The sequence below is a fragment of the Parabacteroides sp. KHUB-01 genome (assembly GCF_056640935.1).
This window is the reverse complement of the sequence record NZ_CM153256.1, coordinates 2,398,538-2,415,974: the sequence shown is the minus strand read 5'-3', so window position 1 is coordinate 2,415,974 and position 17,437 is coordinate 2,398,538. Positions and strand designations below refer to the sequence as shown.

Genomic DNA, 17,437 nt, shown 5'->3' with positions numbered 1-17,437 from the left:
CTCACCAACCTTGAAGTCGGTCAAAGCCAAACTTAAACTATTTTATTTCCCAAGTTTCACCGCTCAAAAGGAATTCCTTAAGAGTGCGGTTAGGCATTTTCTGCTGCACCTCAGCAAGCTGCTGATGAACTGACTCATCATAAGTCGGAGCTTCAACATCACGGATTACTCCAAGAGCCACAGGCATATCGCCGCTCATCATAGCCAACATCATATGCAAAGTATTGTCCTTGCAATGTGCGTCATGAACCAGAACGTCATCCAAAGTATAACCATCCTGACCGATTGTAACTGACTTCAATTTCAATCCGTCCAAAACAATACCTTTATCATTGTTGGCGCCATAAACCATCTTTTCGCCATGACGAAGGAATATTGTACGTTCTGCTCGGAATTCTTTGTCGGTAATCTGTTTGTGGATACCATTGTTGAAGATAACACAGTTTACAAGAACTTCAGTTACAGAAGCACCTTTGTGGCGAGCTGAAGCAGCAAGGATATCTGTTGTATTTTTCAAATCAACATCGATTGCACGGGCAAAGAAATTACCACGTGCGCCCAAAGCCAATTCAGCAGGGATAAACGGATCTTCAACTGTTCCGTATGGAGAACTCTTTGAAACGAAACCACGGTCTGAAGTCGGAGAATACTGACCTTTAGTCAAACCATAGATTTTATTATTGAAAAGAACGATGTTCAAATCCACATTACGGCGTACGGCATGAATGAAATGGTTTCCACCGATTGCAAGGCAGTCGCCATCACCTGTAATCAACCAAACACTCAAATCCGGACGTGCTGTTTTCACACCTGTTGCAATAGCCGCACCACGACCGTGGATAGTGTGGAATCCGTATGTATTCATATAATATGGCAAACGTGAAGAACAGCCGATACCTGAAATCACAGCCATATTGTGAGGTGCAACGCCCACTTCTGCCATAGCCTTGTGCAGGCAGTTCAAAACGGCATGGTCGCCACAACCCGGACACCAGCGAACATACTGGTCACTTTTATAATCTTTCGGTAAATATTTTAATTCTTCTGCTACCATCTTTTATGCCTCCTCCAATATTTTAGTAAATTCTTCAACCAGACCGGCAACTACGAAAGGCTGACCTTCCACGCGGTCCACTTTATAAGGATTGAAATCATCCACCTTACTTCTAAGGTAGTTTGCAAACTGACCGTTATTCTGTTCAGCAACAACAACCTTCGGATATTTCTTAAGCACTTCAACAGTATTCTTAGGCAGCGGATTGATGAATCTGAAATGAGCGAAAGCAACTTTCTTGCCCTGTTCATGCATAGTTTCCATTGCTTCATACAAATGACCGTATGTTCCGCCCCAACCTACAATCAGCAAGTCTGCATCTTCATCACCCAAAACCTCAACATTAGGAATATAATCAGCAACTCTGTCAATCTTTTCCTGACGTGTACGAACCATCTTCTGGTGGTTTGCCGGCTCTGTTGAAATAGCACTTGTGTCATAGTCTTTTTCCAAACCTCCAAGGCGGTGTGTGAAACCTTCCATTCCAGGAACAGCCCAATAACGAACCATGCTTTCCAAATCACGGCGATATGGTTTCCAAGGTTTGTCACCCTTGTAATTACATACATAATTAGGTTTGATTTCCGGATAATCTTCCAAATCAGGCAATCTCCATGCAGAAGAACCGTTGGCAATAAATGCATCTGTAAGAAGAATTACAGGTGTCATATGTTCAACGGCAAGTTTACCTGCCCAGAATGCCATATCGAAACAGTCTGTTGGAGTAGCAGCGGCAACCACAACAGCCGGACATTCACCGTTACGTCCGTATAAAGCCTGCATCAAGTCTGTCTGTTCTGATTTTGTTGGCATACCTGTTGACGGACCACCACGCTGAACATCAATCACAACAAGAGGAATTTCAGCGATAACAGCCAAACCGATAGCCTCACTCTTAAGGGCAAGACCAGGACCTGAAGTTGAAGTTGCAGCAAGACAACCTGCAAAACTTGCGCCTATTGATGTACATACACCGGCAATTTCATCTTCAGCCTGAACAGTGATTACACCAAGGTCTTTTCTCTTTGACAACTCATGAAGGATATCTGTTGCAGGAGTAATAGGATAACTGCCGAGGAACAATCTCAAACCTGCTTTTTCAGCTGCAGCAATAAGACCGTATGAAGTAGCCTTGTTACCGTTTACATCTGTATATACACCAGGTTTTGCTTTCTTGCTTTCAATACGGTATGTTGAAACAGAAGCATGAATATTATGACCATAATTATAACCGTCGGTAAGAGCCTTGATATTTGCCTGAGCAATTACAGGTTTCTTGGCAAACTTATTCTGAAGCATATGCATTGCTTCTTCCAACGGACGTTCGAACAACCAGCATACAAGTCCTAGTGCGAACATATTCTTGCAACGCAATGCAGACTTATTGTCCAAGCCAAACTCTGCCAGTCCGTCCTTAACCATTGTTGATATAGGAGCAGCAACAACCTGAACACCTGTCAGACCAAGTTCCTTGAACGGTTCGTCTGTTGTGAACTGAGCCTTTTCCAAATCACTCTTCTGGAATGAATCAGTATCAATCAAGACAATAGCATTCGGTTTCAGATTCTTCACATTAACCTTCAAAGCTGCCGGGTTCATTGCTACAAGAACGTCAGCCTTGTCACCAGGAGTGAATATCTTTCTCGAACCTAGATGAACTTGGAAACCTGATACGCCACTAAGTGTTCCCTGTGGGGCACGCACTTCTGCCGGATAATCCGGGAATGTCGAGATTTCATTTCCGAAAATTGCCGACAGATTTGAAAAGATTGTTCCGGTCAACTGCATTCCGTCTCCGGAGTCACCGGAAAAACGAATTACAACCTTTTCCAATGTTGTTACTTTTGTCTGTTCTGTCATGATATTATATTTAAAATATGCTTTAATTATAGTTGACAAGGCTTCAAATACAAGAGGACAAGGGGAAAATATCAGATTATAATAATCTGCTCAACTTATAACCTCGCCACTTGTAAAGCTCCTGTAAATAATAACGGCAAATTAATAAAATAAACTTTACAAATTCAAATTTGTTCAATAGTTTGATTTGTTAAATTATTGGGGAAAATATTTGGATAAACAGCTTAAGATTTACAACAGACAATAACTCAAGCAAATAAAGTCTATATTTTACACTTATACCATCCGAAATAGTTCGTATCTTATTCAAATATTTTTTATTACACATTGAGTAATTGACAGTTGCCAACTTCTTCATACAGTTTCTATCAGATAAGCTTACGCATGATAGTAGTAACTAGAAGGATAAATATCACAGCATAAATATATCAATATTATTTGCCCTCAAATTAAAGAATGAAGCCACATAATCGTTCACCAGTTTTCCAGCATACATATATATACCGCTCTTGAATCCATCATCAGATTTGGCACAATTCTGGATGGAGCTATAATCTCCCAACTCAAGAAACAGAGGAACAAAAACATTGCTCAATGCCATAGAAGCTGTACGTGCCACCTGATTACTGATATTAGGGCGGCAATAGTGAAGCACTCCATACTGCTCAAACACTTCCGGAGCATCCGCAGGCAGGTCACAAGTCGTTTCAAAGCATCCGCCCTGGCTTATTCTCAAATCAATAATAAGCGAACCTCGCTTCATACGGCTTATCAACTCCTCAGCAACTACATAATGTTTTGCAGAATCGATATATCGCATGGCTCCAATCACCACATCAGCCGTGCAAAGAGCATTATGAAGCACATGAGGATGGAAATTCGAAGTAAAAAGTCCGTGCCCCAACACGGTTTGTATCGTACGTAGATTATTAATATCATTGTCGAATACCTTTACCGACGCTCCAAGAGCCAAGGCTGCACGAGCCGCCACAGTTCCGGCATGTCCGGCACCGACTATCACAACCTCGGTCGGTGATACTCCAGGTATTCCTCCAAGCAATATACCCTTGCCACCATGAGTATTACTCAGCAAATCAGCGGCAACAGTTATTGCCGCAGTTCCTTCAATCTCGGAAATAATATTCAGCACCGGCGATTTCTGCCTGTTGTCTTTCAACAGTTCATAGGCAACGGCATTTATCCTTTTTGCGGACATCATGGCTAATATTTCCTGGCTGATCAGTCGTGGCTGCACGAAAGAAAAAAGAGTCGTCCGCGGTTTCATCATTGCAACTTCCTGAAGCGTAGGAGGAAGTATTTTCAGGATAATATCTGCCTGATATACTTCTGCCGAACTGGAAACAATCTCTGCTCCTGCCTCGGAATAATGGTTGTCCGAATAGCTTATTCCCAAACCGGCATCTGTTTCAACCCACACCTTATGACCTGCCATGACTAATATCTCAACGGCTTCGGGCGTAAGCGCAAGGCGCTGCTCTCCACGACGGATTTCACGTGGAATTCCAATCCACAGTCGTCCGCCGGCTCTTCCAAGTTCTTTCAGAAGTTCCTGGGGAATATTCGATTCAAGGTTTGATATCATAATATTTTATAGAGATTTATTAGGTTTATAATTTAGATACAAGGGGACAAGGTTTCAGATACAAGGGAACAGACATAAGGTATTACTTAAATACTTGTCAACTTGTTAACTCGTCAACTTGTCTCTGAAACCTTGTCATCTCAAATTCCCAGCTTCACCTTCAAGTCATCAACAACCTTTACAATGTCTTCATAAGTAAGCATTGTCTCTGCCGGAAATATCATCTGAGCCTTTTCATAAAAAGGAAGTCTCTTTTGCAAACTATCAGTTATAAAGCTCTTAAGCTCCTCACCCGTTCTGTTCTGCAGAACCGGACGTGTATGGCGGCAAGTTTCCAGACGGGCGGCAAGCTCATCAACCGACACTTGCAGATACACAGTCTTTCCGGCAGCATTCATAAACTCCATATTGTCAAAGAAACAAGGAGTTCCGCCACCGGTAGAAATTATTATATCTTCGAACTCAGCAACTTCGTGAAGCAGCCTGCGTTCTATATCTCTGAATTTGTCTTCGCCGTATTCGGCAAACAAACGGCTGACCGTTCTGTGATAACGCTCTTCGATAAACACATCCAGGTCAATAAAAGAAAGGCCAGTTCTCTCGGCAAGTTCCTTTCCTACTGTTGTCTTGCCGGCACCCATATAGCCTGTAAGAAATATACGTTGCATATTTTCTTTATTTATTCATAATTCTGCATACTCAACATAGCCGAACCAAATCTGGCTGAAAATGCAAAATCTCATTTATATTAATTTCATTAATCGTTTGAACTAACACGATTACAAACATATGGAAAATCTTAATTAAACACGAAAAATTTGTGAAAAAGTTATTTCGCAATTTAATTATCATGAGACTCTTGTCAACTTGTTTTCTTGTATGCCCGCCAAATTAATGTTAAGCTTGCGAAACTTGAATTACATTAACAGACTGGTCGTTCCTGTGTTTTTCCTGTAAAAACAATATATATAAAGCTACAGCTCCGACAACTGCACAAGGAACTCCAGCCAAAGCCGGTGAAGCCAATCCATAACCCATATCAATTACAGCGCCACCCATAGCAGCAGCTACGGCATTCGATACGTTGAACGAAATTTGTATTCCTGCACCTCCAAGCATCTCTCCTCCTTTGGCATAACGAACTATAAGATACTGCAACGGACCTCCAAGTCCAAACAACAGTCCCGAAGCTATGAAGGCAAATATAAGTGACGGTATTTTATATGACGAGCACAAATAAATCATTGGCATCAGCACAATCATTATTGCAGCTATCGTTGCAGACACAATTGATGGTGAATACTTATCGGCAAGCTTGCCGGCATAAAAGTTTCCAAACACCATACCAGCCCCAACAAGAACCATTATGAACGTCATTGAAGCATCTGAAAATCCGGTTACTTTAGTCATTATAGGTGCAATATAGCTCATCCAACAATACACACTTGCCTGACCGAAGAACACTCCGGCATAAATCAGCCATGGAGCCGGTTTGGAAAGAAAGCGGAACTGTCCTTTCAAACCCGTATCAGGCAGAGACGGCAATGCCGGAACCCAGCATCTAATGGCAATAAACGTCATGACGCCAATCAAAGCTACAATTCCAAAAGGTAAACGCCATGACAACGTATGACAGATAAATGTAAAAACAGGAACTCCTATCAGATTTGCGACAGTCATTCCTCCAACCAATACGGCAACGGCAGTAGCTCCTTTTCCCGGTTCGGCAATTCGTGAACAAACTATTGCTCCTGCTCCGAAAAATGCGCCGTGAGGCAAACCTGAAATAAATCTAGCGACCAACAAACACCCATAATTCGGCGATAATGCAACCATTGCATTTCCCAATGCAATTACAGTAGCCAACAACAACATCAAACGGCGCAAAGGCTGTTTTCTGAGAAGCAACAAAGATGGGGCACCAACAGCTACACCAATAGAATACGCAGAAATCAAATGTCCTGCCTTCACAACACTTATCTCAAGGTCGGAAGCTATGTCACTCAAAATGCCCATCATTCCAAATTCCACCATTCCGAGGGCGAATGTACCAAGAGCCAGTGACAGTAACGATTTATTCATAAGAATCAATATTTATTTTTAAGCCCACAAAAGTACAAATTTCTTAACTTTGCGCACACAAGAGAATAATATAACAAAATGGCAAAAAAGAAATTCTACGTAGTTTGGCAAGGCTTGAATCCGGGTATCTACGACAACTGGGCGGATTGCAAGGCGCAAGTGGACGGACAGGAAGGCGCAAAATATAAGTCTTTTGAAGACCGAGACGCCGCCGCTCTTGCTTTCGAACAGGGTCACGAGCATTATCTGAAGAAATATTCCGGCAAAAAGGATTCCAAACCGGTGTGGGAAGTTGACGCTCCAATCGGCAATCCGATAAATGAAAGTATTGCCGTCGATGCGGCGTGTAGCGGTAATCCTGGCGATATGGAATATCGTGGTGTTTATGTTGCCACAGGTCAGGAGATTTTCCATATCGGACCTATGAAAGAAGGGACAAACAACGTAGGCGAATTTCTTGCCATTGTCCATGGGCTTGCTCTTCTGAAACTCAAGGGCAGCAACCTGCCTTTATATTCGGACAGCCGTAATGCCATTTTATGGGTGAAGAAAAAGAAATGTAAAACTTTGCTTGAACGCACACCCGTCAACGAACAGATTTTCCAACTTATCGAACGTGCAGAAAAATGGCTCAACGAAAATGAATATACCACACAAATCCTTAAATGGGAAACTGCTGTGTGGGGAGAGATTCCGGCGGATTTTGGGAGGAAATAGATTCCCCCCCAAAAACAATCCGATAGAACTTTTTTCTTTTGAAACAAAATTCAATCAAAACCTGTAACCAAAAGAAATACCAGAATGGAAAGTTCCATATTCCGTAAAATCATGAAAATAATTTATACCTGTATAAAATCTTTTCCATTCAACACCGGCATCAGCAGTAAAACCAGCATCAAAGCCTTTGCTTGCGCCAACAAACGCGCCGCAATTCAAACGGACTTTTGCAGACTGGCTGACCGGCAAATGAAAAGAAGCATACACGGGTGCGTTAACCCCAATAGAGGCACGGTCAGCATCATTTGTTGTATGCAACAATGCTCCGGTTTGTATTGAAAATATACCTGATAGCGGAATATCATAATAAGCTCCAACATGGAGTCCCAACCTGTCTCCTACTGATACACCAGAACGAACTTCTATTTCCCCACCCGAGACATGATTGTTAACCGTAAAGAATAGGGAAAAACATATTAACAAAAAACGAAAACATTTCAATCCATCTCTTTTGAATTCTAACCCACTCATATTATTAAATTTAAGTATTACATATATTACCCACGAATATATAGAACAATATATCTTCTGTACGAAATCTTCCAGTTAAAATAATCTAATCATTTATTCAAATTCACCTTTTATCCATTTCTGTTATGTTCAACAACTCTATTTGTTATTTGCAGGTCTATATCTCAGTAGTATTTCTTCCGAAACAAATTTGTTTTTCTTCCGTAAGTAATTCAATTTTCTTTCGGAAAGAATTTAAGCTACATTCGGACGTAAATTACAGAAATTTTAAATGGGTTATTTCCGAAAAAAGGTCGGCATCTTTTTTTAGAAACATTACGAGCTTTTCCGGGAAAGATGCCTACCTTTTTTGTGAGACATAGTAGTGTTTTGTTTTTTTATACAGTTTTAATCACCTCATGCAGGGGTATTTTACTTCCGCAAGTTCCACAATCTGACTATTTCATTAATTGTCAACGAAATCATGTGACTTTTAAATATTTATTAACACTCGCAAGGATACAGAAAAGAACAAATAATCTACTTCTGAAAGAATCCCGCCATTATGTCAGCTAAACACCGTGAGAATCGATTTTTTACGCACATATATCAAGAAACCCCGACAAAACGCATTCTCAGAGAGTTTAGGAAATACAATTTGTAAACAAAACATCAATAATTGCTTACACGGGATAAAAATCATCTGAATCATTTCTGTTTCTGTTGGATTTGTGTAATTATCTTTTATAATTCCAAATCAAAATATCACTCTGGTTTTGTTTGTGTTTTTTATCGTTCCTGATGAAAAAAACCGTTTTTTGGAGGGTTTTCGGGCATAGAAAAGAGGTTTTTAAGGGGAAATTTCCATGTGTTAAAAATTTCATTGCAATGGTTTCAGGAAATCATTGCAATCGTTGCGCCAAATCATTGCAATAACTCAGTGAAGTCTTCACAATCATTTCCCGGAATCATTGCAATGATTTTCCGGAACGATTGTATTCATTCTATTTTAGCGTTATTACAAATAGCTATTTCGCTAAAAATAAGGAATTTTCAGAGGCGCACGACTGCCATTTTGGCATTGGATTCTTGAGGTTTTCACAGGTATTTGAACTTCTCAACTTTTATATGAAACATTGGCAACTTGCGAAACTTAAGTAAATTATTTATTAGGAGAAATAGCTGAATTGCAGGTTACGACATTGTAAAAACAGTGAAATATCTCTATCTTTGCCACATTACAAATTTCACACAAAAAATATGGAACATCCTTTACATATTTATAACACGCTTTCGAGAAGAAAGGAAAAATTCGTTCCGCTGCATGAGCCACATGTTGGTATGTATGTCTGCGGACCGACTGTTTACGGCGATGCCCATCTGGGACACGCCCGCCCTGCAATCACTTTCGACCTTTTGTTCCGTTATCTGAAACATTTGGGATATAAGGTTCGTTATGTGCGTAATATCACCGATGTAGGCCATTTGGAACATGATGCCGACAGCGGAGAAGACAAGATTGCAAAGAAAGCCCGTTTGGAGCAGTTGGAACCGATGGAAGTGGTGCAGTATTATCTGAACCGCTATCACAAGGCAATGGACGCATTGAACGTGCTTCCTCCAAGTATCGAGCCTCATGCCAGCGGACATATCATCGAACAGATTGAACTGGTGAAAAATATCCTTGACAATGGTTATGCTTACGAAAGCCAGGGTTCTGTATATTTCGATGTTGAGAAATATAACAAAGACCATAAATACGGTGTTCTTTCAGGACGTAATATCGACGATATGCTGAACACTACACGCGCGCTTGACGGTCAGGAAGAGAAACGTAATCCGATAGACTTTGCTTTGTGGAAGTGCGCCCAACCTGAGCATATCATGCGCTGGCCTTCACCTTGGAGCAACGGTTTCCCTGGTTGGCATTGCGAATGTACGGCTATGGGTAAGAAATACCTTGGCGAAAGCTTCGATATACACGGTGGCGGTATGGACTTGATTTTCCCTCACCACGAATGCGAAATTGCGCAGGCTGTGGCTTCACAGGGAAAAGATATGGTTCATTATTGGATGCATAACAATATGATTACCATCAACGGACAGAAGATGGGTAAGTCTTTGGGTAATTTCATTACTCTTGACCAGTTCTTCACCGGCGAACACGAATTGCTTGCTCAGGCATATAACGCAATGACTATCCGTTTCTTCATCCTTCAGGCTCATTATCGCAGCACTGTTGATTTCAGTAACGAGGCTCTTCAGGCAAGCGAAAAAGGACTTGCCCGTCTGATGGACGCATACAGCAACCTGATGAAACTGAAAGCCGGCGAAACAACAACTGTGGACGTGAAAGGTTTGCGTGAGAAATGCTATGAAGCAATGAATGACGACCTGAACTCTCCTATCGTAATTTCTCATCTGTTTGACGCGGCACGTGCCATCAACTCTGTTAAAGACGGCAAGGGCTCAATCTCTGCAGAAGATTTGAAGGAACTTCAGGAAGTGTTCCATCTATTCGTATTCGATATCCTTGGTATGCAGGACACTGCAACTGCCGCAGCAAGCGGACAGGACAACAGCCGCGAAGCTTTCTCAAAAGCTGTGGATTTGCTTCTTTCAATCCGCCAGCAGGCTAAGGCTAACAAGGATTGGGCAACTTCGGACAAAATCAGAAATGAACTTACCGCAATCGGCTTTACTATCAAAGATACTAAGGACGGAGCGGAATGGAAAATATAATTTGCAGGTGACGAGGGAACGAGGTGACAAGGTTAAAAGAACTTGTCACCTTACTATATGTATTCTACACTTTGATTTAACAATTGCTAAACTTAAATTAGTAAAGGAATACCAAGCAAATACCTACCCGGTTTAAGAGGTTTCTCAGCTCCTAGTTTGAGAAAGATGAGAACTTTCTAAGAAACTATTTCCATCTGTTGAAGAATTAGAAAAACTACTTTAATGATCATATTTAACTCAAGTTTCGCAAGTTAAACTCTAAAATAAAGAATTGACAAAAATTTTCTACTTATTTAACGGGAGTTCGACGAATTAAAAATGTTAACTGTTTTGGAGAATGGATTATTCCAGGAAAAAGGACATAATTAAGGCTGAAAGCCTTTTTATAGCCCAGGGCGTGAGCCCTGGGTCACAGACATATAATAAAACAAAGCCCTGAAGGGGCGACACAATGTTCTGTTATGTTTTTGTCGTTAATAGAGAGTCGCTCTTTCAGAGCTTAGAACGGATGGTGGTTACATTTACCCAGGGCTCACGCCCTGGGCTATACAAATCAGGCAAATGCCTGATTTGACAAGGCTTTCAGCCTTGATTGATAGATCAGATTCGTCGAACTCACGTTATTTAAATTAAAAAATAGTTGTCACTCACCTTGCCAACTTGTTAACTCATCAAATACAATATGACAATTTCAGAATTTCTACAGAACGACCGCTTCGCCGTAAATGCCGGCGTTGAATTATTGAAAACAAGAAGCGGATACGCCAAAGCGCGTATGATGATTACACCTGAACATCTTAATGGCGGAGGTGTTTGCCAAGGTGGCGCAATATTCACTCTTGCCGACCTTGCTTTTGCGGCGGCAACTAACAGCCATGCAAAACTTACTTTATCTGTGACCTCAAATATCCAGTTCCTGAAAGCGGAAAGCAAAGGGTATCTTTATGCTGAAGCAACTGAAACTCTCAACAAGAAACGCCTTTCCCTGTGCGAAGTGAAGGTAACAAATGAGAATGGTGAGGTTGTTGCGATTATGAGCGGCTCGGGATATAGGAAAGATGTCCAGTTGCCGTTTGAGGAGATTGTAAATGTTTAACATTCAAAACATCTACAACCAAATAAGTTCTAAAAGGGCGATACTCTTTTAGGAAGGAGTTGCAAAACTCAAACCGATATTTTAAAAAGTTTCAGATTGAAACCTATAAATAAGGAACAGTTCAATATTAATTTATATCGAAAGTATATTTCTATCTAAATTTTGGCTGAAGGCCTTAAATTTTACAGCGTAGGGCAACGCCCTACGTTTTTGACCGTCACATACTTATACGCCCTGAAAGGGCATAACTTCACTCAGTTCCGCCCTTTCAGGGCTTATTATAGGGTATAACCTCTGAAACACAGGGCGTTGCCCTGTGCTATATAATTTAAGGCCTTCAGCCAAAAGATGTTCGTGATTGTCTGAAACTTATTGATAAATTTCAAATTGTAAGTTTTCTAAATTCAATATTTAGTTTTGCAACACCCTCTTTCAGATGAGATAAAAAAAGCTCTGAAGGAGCGACACTTACATACGATAGTATCGCCCATCCAGAACTGATTAATCAAAATTCAAAATCTTGGGGAAATACCCTAAGATTTAAAATCTAAAGCTTATAGCTAATATTTTGCAATTATCTACTTAACAACTATCCTTTCTGCCTCTCCCCTTGTAATATGCCTTATCAACACATCCGGAGCATCCTCGCTCACCAACTCGCAAGAGAATGATACAGCAGAAGAACCTTCAGGAATACGGGCTTCGCCTTCGGGTTGCACTTCTTCCAATACATTATAATTCTTGTCGGTAACAACGGCTTTACCGTCGAAAGTATAAAGCAGATACTGTCGGTCGCTGATTTCGCAAGGGAACATAATCACGCCGTCAGGAGTTGTAAACTTCGGATTCTTTATTGTTCCGTCACCATCAACTCTGAGGCGTATCGCATAACCGCCGCCGTATGGAGTTTCCCAAGCCCAGTCGGCACCGCCAGGCTGTCCCGGCTGCATCTCGCCAAGGTTGCAAGTATATGTCTTTGATATATTAAGCGGATAAAGAAGGAAATCTGTTTCGGATTTCTTTTCCAAATGCCATTCGGTCTTTGGGTCGCGAAGGCGTTCGCGTTGCTCGGCAGTGAAAGCCTGTTTTTCGCGCAAATAATCCCAATTATGGATAGCTTCCAGAAGTTTGTCTATCTGTCCGTGGCGACGGAAAGTATTGCTGCGTATAGTCATGGCATAACCTGCGTCGAAACCTGCCGCTTCAGACATTGCCCATTCAAGGTCCTCAAGAGAAGTACATTCCTGCTTGCGGTCTGCCAAACGGATAAGGAACCAGCCGAGCATACGAGGGAAAAGATTGCGGTGATAGAAAGCCTGGTTCTTTATACGGCTTTCCACCTGTCCGGTACGCATTGCCTCGCCCCAAGGTTCACCCCAGTTTGTGTAGCTGTGGATATGCCACAAGTAATGAGTCAGGCGGCTTGCGTCGTTACGCAAAGGATGATTCACCTGGCGGAACATTCTCTCGACGAAACGAGCCATAGCATAATCATCATGTCCGGTATATGAGCAGCCTTCCAGGCCATCGAATGAAATCTGGCACAAACCTGTTTTGTTCATTATCTCAGCAAGGCGGTCGGCATAAGCATCCTGCAATTCCAAATCCGGGAAGAATGTCTTGTACGGATAATCCCACAATTTATAAAGAGGTGTGTTCTGTTCGTGAGCGGCAGGAGTTGTACCGAACGCTCCGCGCTTGCAGTTTTTAAGTACCATCACATCTCCTTCTTCCTCCACTTTGCCGTATGAGATAAGTTCGTCATCAATCTGCAATCCGTTAAGCGTCATAGGCATCGCAAACAAATCAGACTTCTTGATTCGAATTTCTGTCTGCTCTTTGTCGAGCGGAGATAGAAGGCTCAATGCTCCTTGCTTCAACAAATGCTTTGACGGCACAGGAGTAACGTATGCGTCATTGGTAGTAGTGAAGTTGCTCAAAGTATGCACACCGACACCAATACCTACGGCAGCAGCCTTATCAACCAAAGCCTTCACTCCAGCATCGCCACCGGTCACAAAAGATTCGCTCCAGTTGAAGTGTCCCCAATCCTCAAACGGACCTTCGTGATATACATAATCAAAGCCGGCAATCTTAGCCTTTTCCAATATTACATCGAAATTCTTTTCCGAGAAATCAGAGATAAGATACGATTTCATTGCCTCACGCGATGTCTTTCCCCATTCGCCTTTCAGCATCGGATGCGGAAGACCTTCGGCAACCTCAATTTCACCGATACGCTGCAATGCTTCGGACTGCTGAGAACCGAACAAGGCAACTGCCGCGCCACGGATTGGTCCGTCCTCGCCTTTCACCGGCAATGTCAGAGATTTTTCTATACGCTGAACCGGACGATATTCCTCACGGTCGCGACGGCGAGCCGCAAACTGATAAACCGCTCCGTCTCCTGTTTTGGTAGCGGCTTGTTGGAAACCTGGCACAGTGCTTACAGAAAGAGTTGCCGGTTCGCCCTTATAAGAAAAAGCATTCTGCACGGCTTCAGCATATTCCTGTGGAATACCAGCCGTTGTTTTCATATTCAGCGCCTGTACGCCAAATGCGACGTTGTTTCCCTGAGCCACGCCGATTACATCACCTACAACTTCATTGATTGTAACTCCCATAGGACCGAACAGGATGATATCATACTGCTGAGGCACAGAGACAGCCTCAAGTCTTACGCAGGCATCACTCTCACGATAGCGGAGCGTAATTTTTCCGCCATCTTCCATAGTCAGCTTGAGCTGGTTGCCGCTTTTCTTCAAAGATACAGGTTTCACCAGCTTTCCTCCTGTTCCGGCAGTTATCACCGGATAATCTTTTTCCTGAAGGATTTCTTTTCCGCAAACCTGGATAGAAGAATAATTACCCTGTTCGTCAACTTTGATTTGTGTGTCTTTTGTTTTAAGCGAGATTTCCTGTGCCCATGTGGTAAAGGCAAACGTGAAACCCGCAAGCAGAAGTGCTGCTTTTCTGTAATTTCGTTTCATGATTAGTTTAAAGATGTTTTTCTGATATTTAAAGGCAAAGATATAGAAAATTGGCGACAGGAAAAAAGTAATGCGCACTACAAACCTATACAATAGGCTTCTGCAGCCCCAATATTCAGCTTCGCCCTCACCTTTACGGGATAATGGCGTTCGTCGTCGCTAATCCACACCTCACCTGCCGCACGGCTTTGGGTGAACGCCTCATCGTAGACATCTATATAGAAATGGCGGGTAGCATATTTCACGCCGGAATATTCCACGATTTGCTGTCCGGAATATCGAAAAGCTGATTTGACAACATCACGACCGATAGCTATCTGAAAAGGAATAGCCTCGTCAAATGAAAGATTGTTCCAATCTATGGAACGAAGGAACATAGTGGCAGAAAGCATATCCAGAAGCAAACCCTTGTCGGCAGTGAGAACTGTATCTACCTTCACAGCCTTAGGTGTATAGCGCAATGATTTTGCCGAGGTTTTATCTCCGTCATAAGAGAAAGCAAGTTTGTCAACCGAATAATATTTCCCCTCATCACTCCTCTTTTCCGAATAAAGCAGGCGGAGCGACGACTTGGAAAAGCAGGAATATAGAGTGTCGCGCATAGGAAACACTTTCTCGAATATTCCCTGTGTGTGAAAATCCAGAGAATATTTCCATACATCTTCACCTTTATATTTATCTGTTGATACGGACAGGCGAGCCACGCCAGCCTTAGGCATCAGCAAGCCCCATTTGAAATAAAGCTGCATTTCTATTGACTCGCCTTCAACAAACTTGTAGGAAGGAACCGGCGCTTGTGCTTTCACGTCATAAAACAACACAAACGCAGCCATTATGACAAACAGCTTAAAAACCAAGTCCCGACATTCCCGGAATGCCGCTGCTGTTGGAGCTTTTCTGAGCCTTGCCTTCATCTTTATAGTTTCGTTTCTTCTTTGTAAGTTCCTTAGGTTTGTTCTTGGTGATGTCGAGCGGTTTCTGCTTGTCGGCAGGAGCAGCGTTGATATCCCATGTTTCCTCAACCTCGAAGTTCTGCATTATCGTGTAAATCTTGGGAGAATAATACACCTTCTCCGGCTGGCGCTTCTCGGCATAATTTCCGGTATCCCACTTATCGTTGCCGTTAGAATCGACAACAAGGCGGGCGAAATACTTGTCCGGCTTCAAGTCCATAAACAACGCGCCTCCGTTTTTAACCCTCGAATGGCGCACTGGCTGGTCGCTGCTGTTGAGAAGTTCAACGTAAGCCGTAGTGTCAGCTCCTATGATATTGATGAACAAATGACCGTAACTGTCCTCTGTCTTTATCTTGAACTCTGTTTTGAAGCCATTGTTGAACTTGCCATACACATTATAAATCGAAGCAGAATCCACCTCTATATGATATTCCTCGCCATATTTCCATTTGCGGCTGATATAATATCTTAGGATATTAGCAGAATCCTGATAAAAGTCGAAATCTACAGGTTGCCACACAGAATCCACCATCATGTCGAGATAGAAATGCTCTTTCTTAAGGTCGAGGACAGGAGCGTCGAGGTCAACAGTAACCGTGTCGAATATGTCCATTGACGAAGGTGCGTCGATATTAAGGCCGATAAACTCGATAGGTTCTGTTTCGCCTTCCTTAAGTTTCTTCTTTTTAGGAGCAGGACGGCGGCGGATTGCAAGGTCGAAAGTATCGGTTTGCGGACGGAGAATATTCAGCGAATCACTCTTAGGATAAGTAAGTTCAAAAGAAAGAGAATCCCGCTTATACACAGTTGAGTCGATAAGCCAGATGTTTACAGACTTATTCCCGTCTGACGGCTGTGCAACATACCATTTGTCCATAGCCGGCTCGAAATTTAGCGGACGTGGCACAGGCAATGTGTCCAGCGGAGCATTGAAAGCAAGAGTAAAGAAACGCTCGTCCTCCCACTTCGGCTTGCTAATATACTGACGTTCGAATTTCTCCTTGAAAAGGCGAAGCTCGATATTGTCCGGCATAAAGCGTGTATAACCGATAGTCTTTATAGTATCAATAGTAACGGAGTCTTTCCACAATGTGTCACGACGCGAAGCAAACTCAAACGAAGGCACAATCAGCGAGTCGGTAAAGGCGATGTCCTCACCCGGCTGGTCAAAGCGGTAATCCCTGTTTACGTCATTAAGGGCATAGATGCGATAAGTTCCCGGCGCAAGATTACGGATTACGAAACGCCCACGATCGTTGGTTCGGCTCGTACGTACGAAACGTTTCTTCACAAAGGCAGAATCGGCAAGGTCGGAATGCACACCGATAGTTATTCCCAGCATAGGTTCCATATTCTCCGCATTTAGCAGGAAACCGGAAACTTCAAGAGAATCCAGCACATCCCCTGTAGAGAATGCAAACGAAAAGTTTTCCAAAGGATTCTTCTCATTATTGTCAGTAAGATAACTGCCGAAATCTATCGTATAAGTAGTATTTTCCAGCAAAGTATCCAAAAGTTCGATATGCGCTTTTTTCCCCGATGCCCTGATTATCGGCAATTCCTTCTGAGGAGGAGTTATAATAACATTCTGCGACGGACTTTCTATCTGTATAAGTTCATCGAAGAATATATCGACAGTTTTCCCTTTATAATTTACAGCATTAGGAGCAGGCACACTTCCGATGAATTTCGGAGGCTGTTCGTCATATGGCCCGCCATTGGGCGAACCGATGTTGGCACACGAATATAATATCACCGACAGCAATGCCGCCAGAAACAGAATCCTTGTCTTTTGCTTGTTCTTCATTTAATATAACATTGATAAAG

The 17,437-nt window shown here is 42.4% G+C and carries 12 protein-coding genes; 3 read left to right on the top strand and 9 right to left on the bottom strand.

The genetic code is table 11. The features are described from left to right. Positions 1-37 precede the first annotated feature (37 nt). From ACYIAR_RS10375 to ACYIAR_RS10355, 5 genes are all read right to left on the bottom strand, one after another. The gene (locus tag ACYIAR_RS10375) at positions 38-1,054 is read right to left on the bottom strand and encodes a 2-oxoacid:ferredoxin oxidoreductase subunit beta (protein ID WP_480329482.1); all 1,017 of its coding nucleotides are present in this window, start codon (positions 1,052-1,054) and stop codon (positions 38-40) included. A gap of 3 nt (positions 1,055-1,057) precedes the next feature. After that, positions 1,058-2,914 (bottom strand): 2-oxoacid:acceptor oxidoreductase subunit alpha, encoded by a 1,857-nt coding sequence (locus ACYIAR_RS10370; RefSeq protein WP_480329480.1) that lies wholly within the window; start codon positions 2,912-2,914, stop codon positions 1,058-1,060. A gap of 412 nt (positions 2,915-3,326) precedes the next feature. After that, positions 3,327-4,517 carry an alanine dehydrogenase gene (locus ACYIAR_RS10365; RefSeq protein WP_480329478.1) on the bottom strand — a complete coding sequence of 397 codons (1,191 nt, stop codon included), beginning with the start codon at positions 4,515-4,517 and terminating at the stop codon, positions 3,327-3,329. A gap of 140 nt (positions 4,518-4,657) precedes the next feature. Next, a complete protein-coding gene (locus ACYIAR_RS10360; protein WP_480329476.1) occupies positions 4,658-5,185 on the bottom strand; it encodes a shikimate kinase in 528 nt (175 codons plus the stop codon). Positions 5,186-5,414: 229 nt separating this feature from the next. After that, positions 5,415-6,599 (bottom strand): MFS transporter, encoded by a 1,185-nt coding sequence (locus ACYIAR_RS10355; RefSeq protein ID WP_480329474.1) that lies wholly within the window; start codon positions 6,597-6,599, stop codon positions 5,415-5,417. Between the two features lie 78 nt (positions 6,600-6,677). Between ACYIAR_RS10355 and ACYIAR_RS10350 the strand changes: the two genes are divergently transcribed. Then, positions 6,678-7,316 carry a ribonuclease H1 domain-containing protein gene (locus ACYIAR_RS10350; RefSeq protein WP_480329472.1) on the top strand — a complete coding sequence of 213 codons (639 nt, stop codon included), beginning with the start codon at positions 6,678-6,680 and terminating at the stop codon, positions 7,314-7,316. A gap of 54 nt (positions 7,317-7,370) precedes the next feature. Here ACYIAR_RS10350 and ACYIAR_RS10345 read toward each other — a convergent pair whose 3' ends face one another. Further along, the gene (locus ACYIAR_RS10345; protein WP_480329470.1) at positions 7,371-7,847 is read right to left on the bottom strand and encodes a hypothetical protein; all 477 of its coding nucleotides are present in this window, start codon (positions 7,845-7,847) and stop codon (positions 7,371-7,373) included. Positions 7,848-9,086: 1,239 nt separating this feature from the next. Between ACYIAR_RS10345 and cysS the strand changes: the two genes are divergently transcribed. Together cysS and ACYIAR_RS10335 are read left to right on the top strand one after the other, a co-directional pair. Further along, the gene (gene cysS / locus ACYIAR_RS10340; RefSeq protein WP_480329468.1) at positions 9,087-10,568 is read left to right on the top strand and encodes a cysteine--tRNA ligase; all 1,482 of its coding nucleotides are present in this window, start codon (positions 9,087-9,089) and stop codon (positions 10,566-10,568) included. A gap of 682 nt (positions 10,569-11,250) precedes the next feature. Next, positions 11,251-11,664, top strand: coding sequence for a PaaI family thioesterase (locus ACYIAR_RS10335; RefSeq protein WP_480329466.1), 414 nt, complete (start codon positions 11,251-11,253; stop codon positions 11,662-11,664). 578 nt (positions 11,665-12,242) lie between these two features. Here ACYIAR_RS10335 and ACYIAR_RS10330 read toward each other — a convergent pair. The 3 genes from ACYIAR_RS10330 to ACYIAR_RS10320 all read right to left on the bottom strand — a co-directional run bounded on the left by ACYIAR_RS10330 (position 12,243) and on the right by ACYIAR_RS10320 (position 17,417). Next, positions 12,243-14,654 carry a hypothetical protein gene (locus ACYIAR_RS10330; protein WP_480329464.1) on the bottom strand — a complete coding sequence of 804 codons (2,412 nt, stop codon included), beginning with the start codon at positions 14,652-14,654 and terminating at the stop codon, positions 12,243-12,245. A gap of 77 nt (positions 14,655-14,731) precedes the next feature. Beyond that, positions 14,732-15,487 (bottom strand): DUF3108 domain-containing protein, encoded by a 756-nt coding sequence (locus ACYIAR_RS10325; protein WP_480329462.1) that lies wholly within the window; start codon positions 15,485-15,487, stop codon positions 14,732-14,734. Between the two features lie 13 nt (positions 15,488-15,500). Continuing rightward, complete coding sequence (locus ACYIAR_RS10320) at positions 15,501-17,417, bottom strand: Ig-like domain-containing protein (protein WP_480329460.1); 1,917 nt, start codon at positions 17,415-17,417, stop codon at positions 15,501-15,503. Positions 17,418-17,437: the final 20 nt, after the last annotated feature.

What these genes read in the sequence shown, in the direction of transcription:
- ACYIAR_RS10365 (WP_480329478.1), bottom strand. Translation starts at nt 4,517, where the DNA reads ATGATATCAAACCTTGAATCGAATATTCCCCAGGAACTTCTGAAAGAA.
- ACYIAR_RS10320 (WP_480329460.1), bottom strand. Translation starts at nt 17,417, where the DNA reads ATGAAGAACAAGCAAAAGACAAGGATTCTGTTTCTGGCGGCATTGCTG.
- ACYIAR_RS10345 (WP_480329470.1), bottom strand. Translation starts at nt 7,847, where the DNA reads ATGAGTGGGTTAGAATTCAAAAGAGATGGATTGAAATGTTTTCGTTTT.
- ACYIAR_RS10360 (WP_480329476.1), bottom strand. Translation starts at nt 5,185, where the DNA reads ATGCAACGTATATTTCTTACAGGCTATATGGGTGCCGGCAAGACAACA.
- ACYIAR_RS10370 (WP_480329480.1), bottom strand. Translation starts at nt 2,914, where the DNA reads ATGACAGAACAGACAAAAGTAACAACATTGGAAAAGGTTGTAATTCGT.
- ACYIAR_RS10335 (WP_480329466.1), top strand. Translation starts at nt 11,251, where the DNA reads ATGACAATTTCAGAATTTCTACAGAACGACCGCTTCGCCGTAAATGCC.
- ACYIAR_RS10350 (WP_480329472.1), top strand. Translation starts at nt 6,678, where the DNA reads ATGGCAAAAAAGAAATTCTACGTAGTTTGGCAAGGCTTGAATCCGGGT.
- ACYIAR_RS10325 (WP_480329462.1), bottom strand. Translation starts at nt 15,487, where the DNA reads ATGGCTGCGTTTGTGTTGTTTTATGACGTGAAAGCACAAGCGCCGGTT.
- cysS (WP_480329468.1), top strand. Translation starts at nt 9,087, where the DNA reads ATGGAACATCCTTTACATATTTATAACACGCTTTCGAGAAGAAAGGAA.
- ACYIAR_RS10375 (WP_480329482.1), bottom strand. Translation starts at nt 1,054, where the DNA reads ATGGTAGCAGAAGAATTAAAATATTTACCGAAAGATTATAAAAGTGAC.
- ACYIAR_RS10330 (WP_480329464.1), bottom strand. Translation starts at nt 14,654, where the DNA reads ATGAAACGAAATTACAGAAAAGCAGCACTTCTGCTTGCGGGTTTCACG.
- ACYIAR_RS10355 (WP_480329474.1), bottom strand. Translation starts at nt 6,599, where the DNA reads ATGAATAAATCGTTACTGTCACTGGCTCTTGGTACATTCGCCCTCGGA.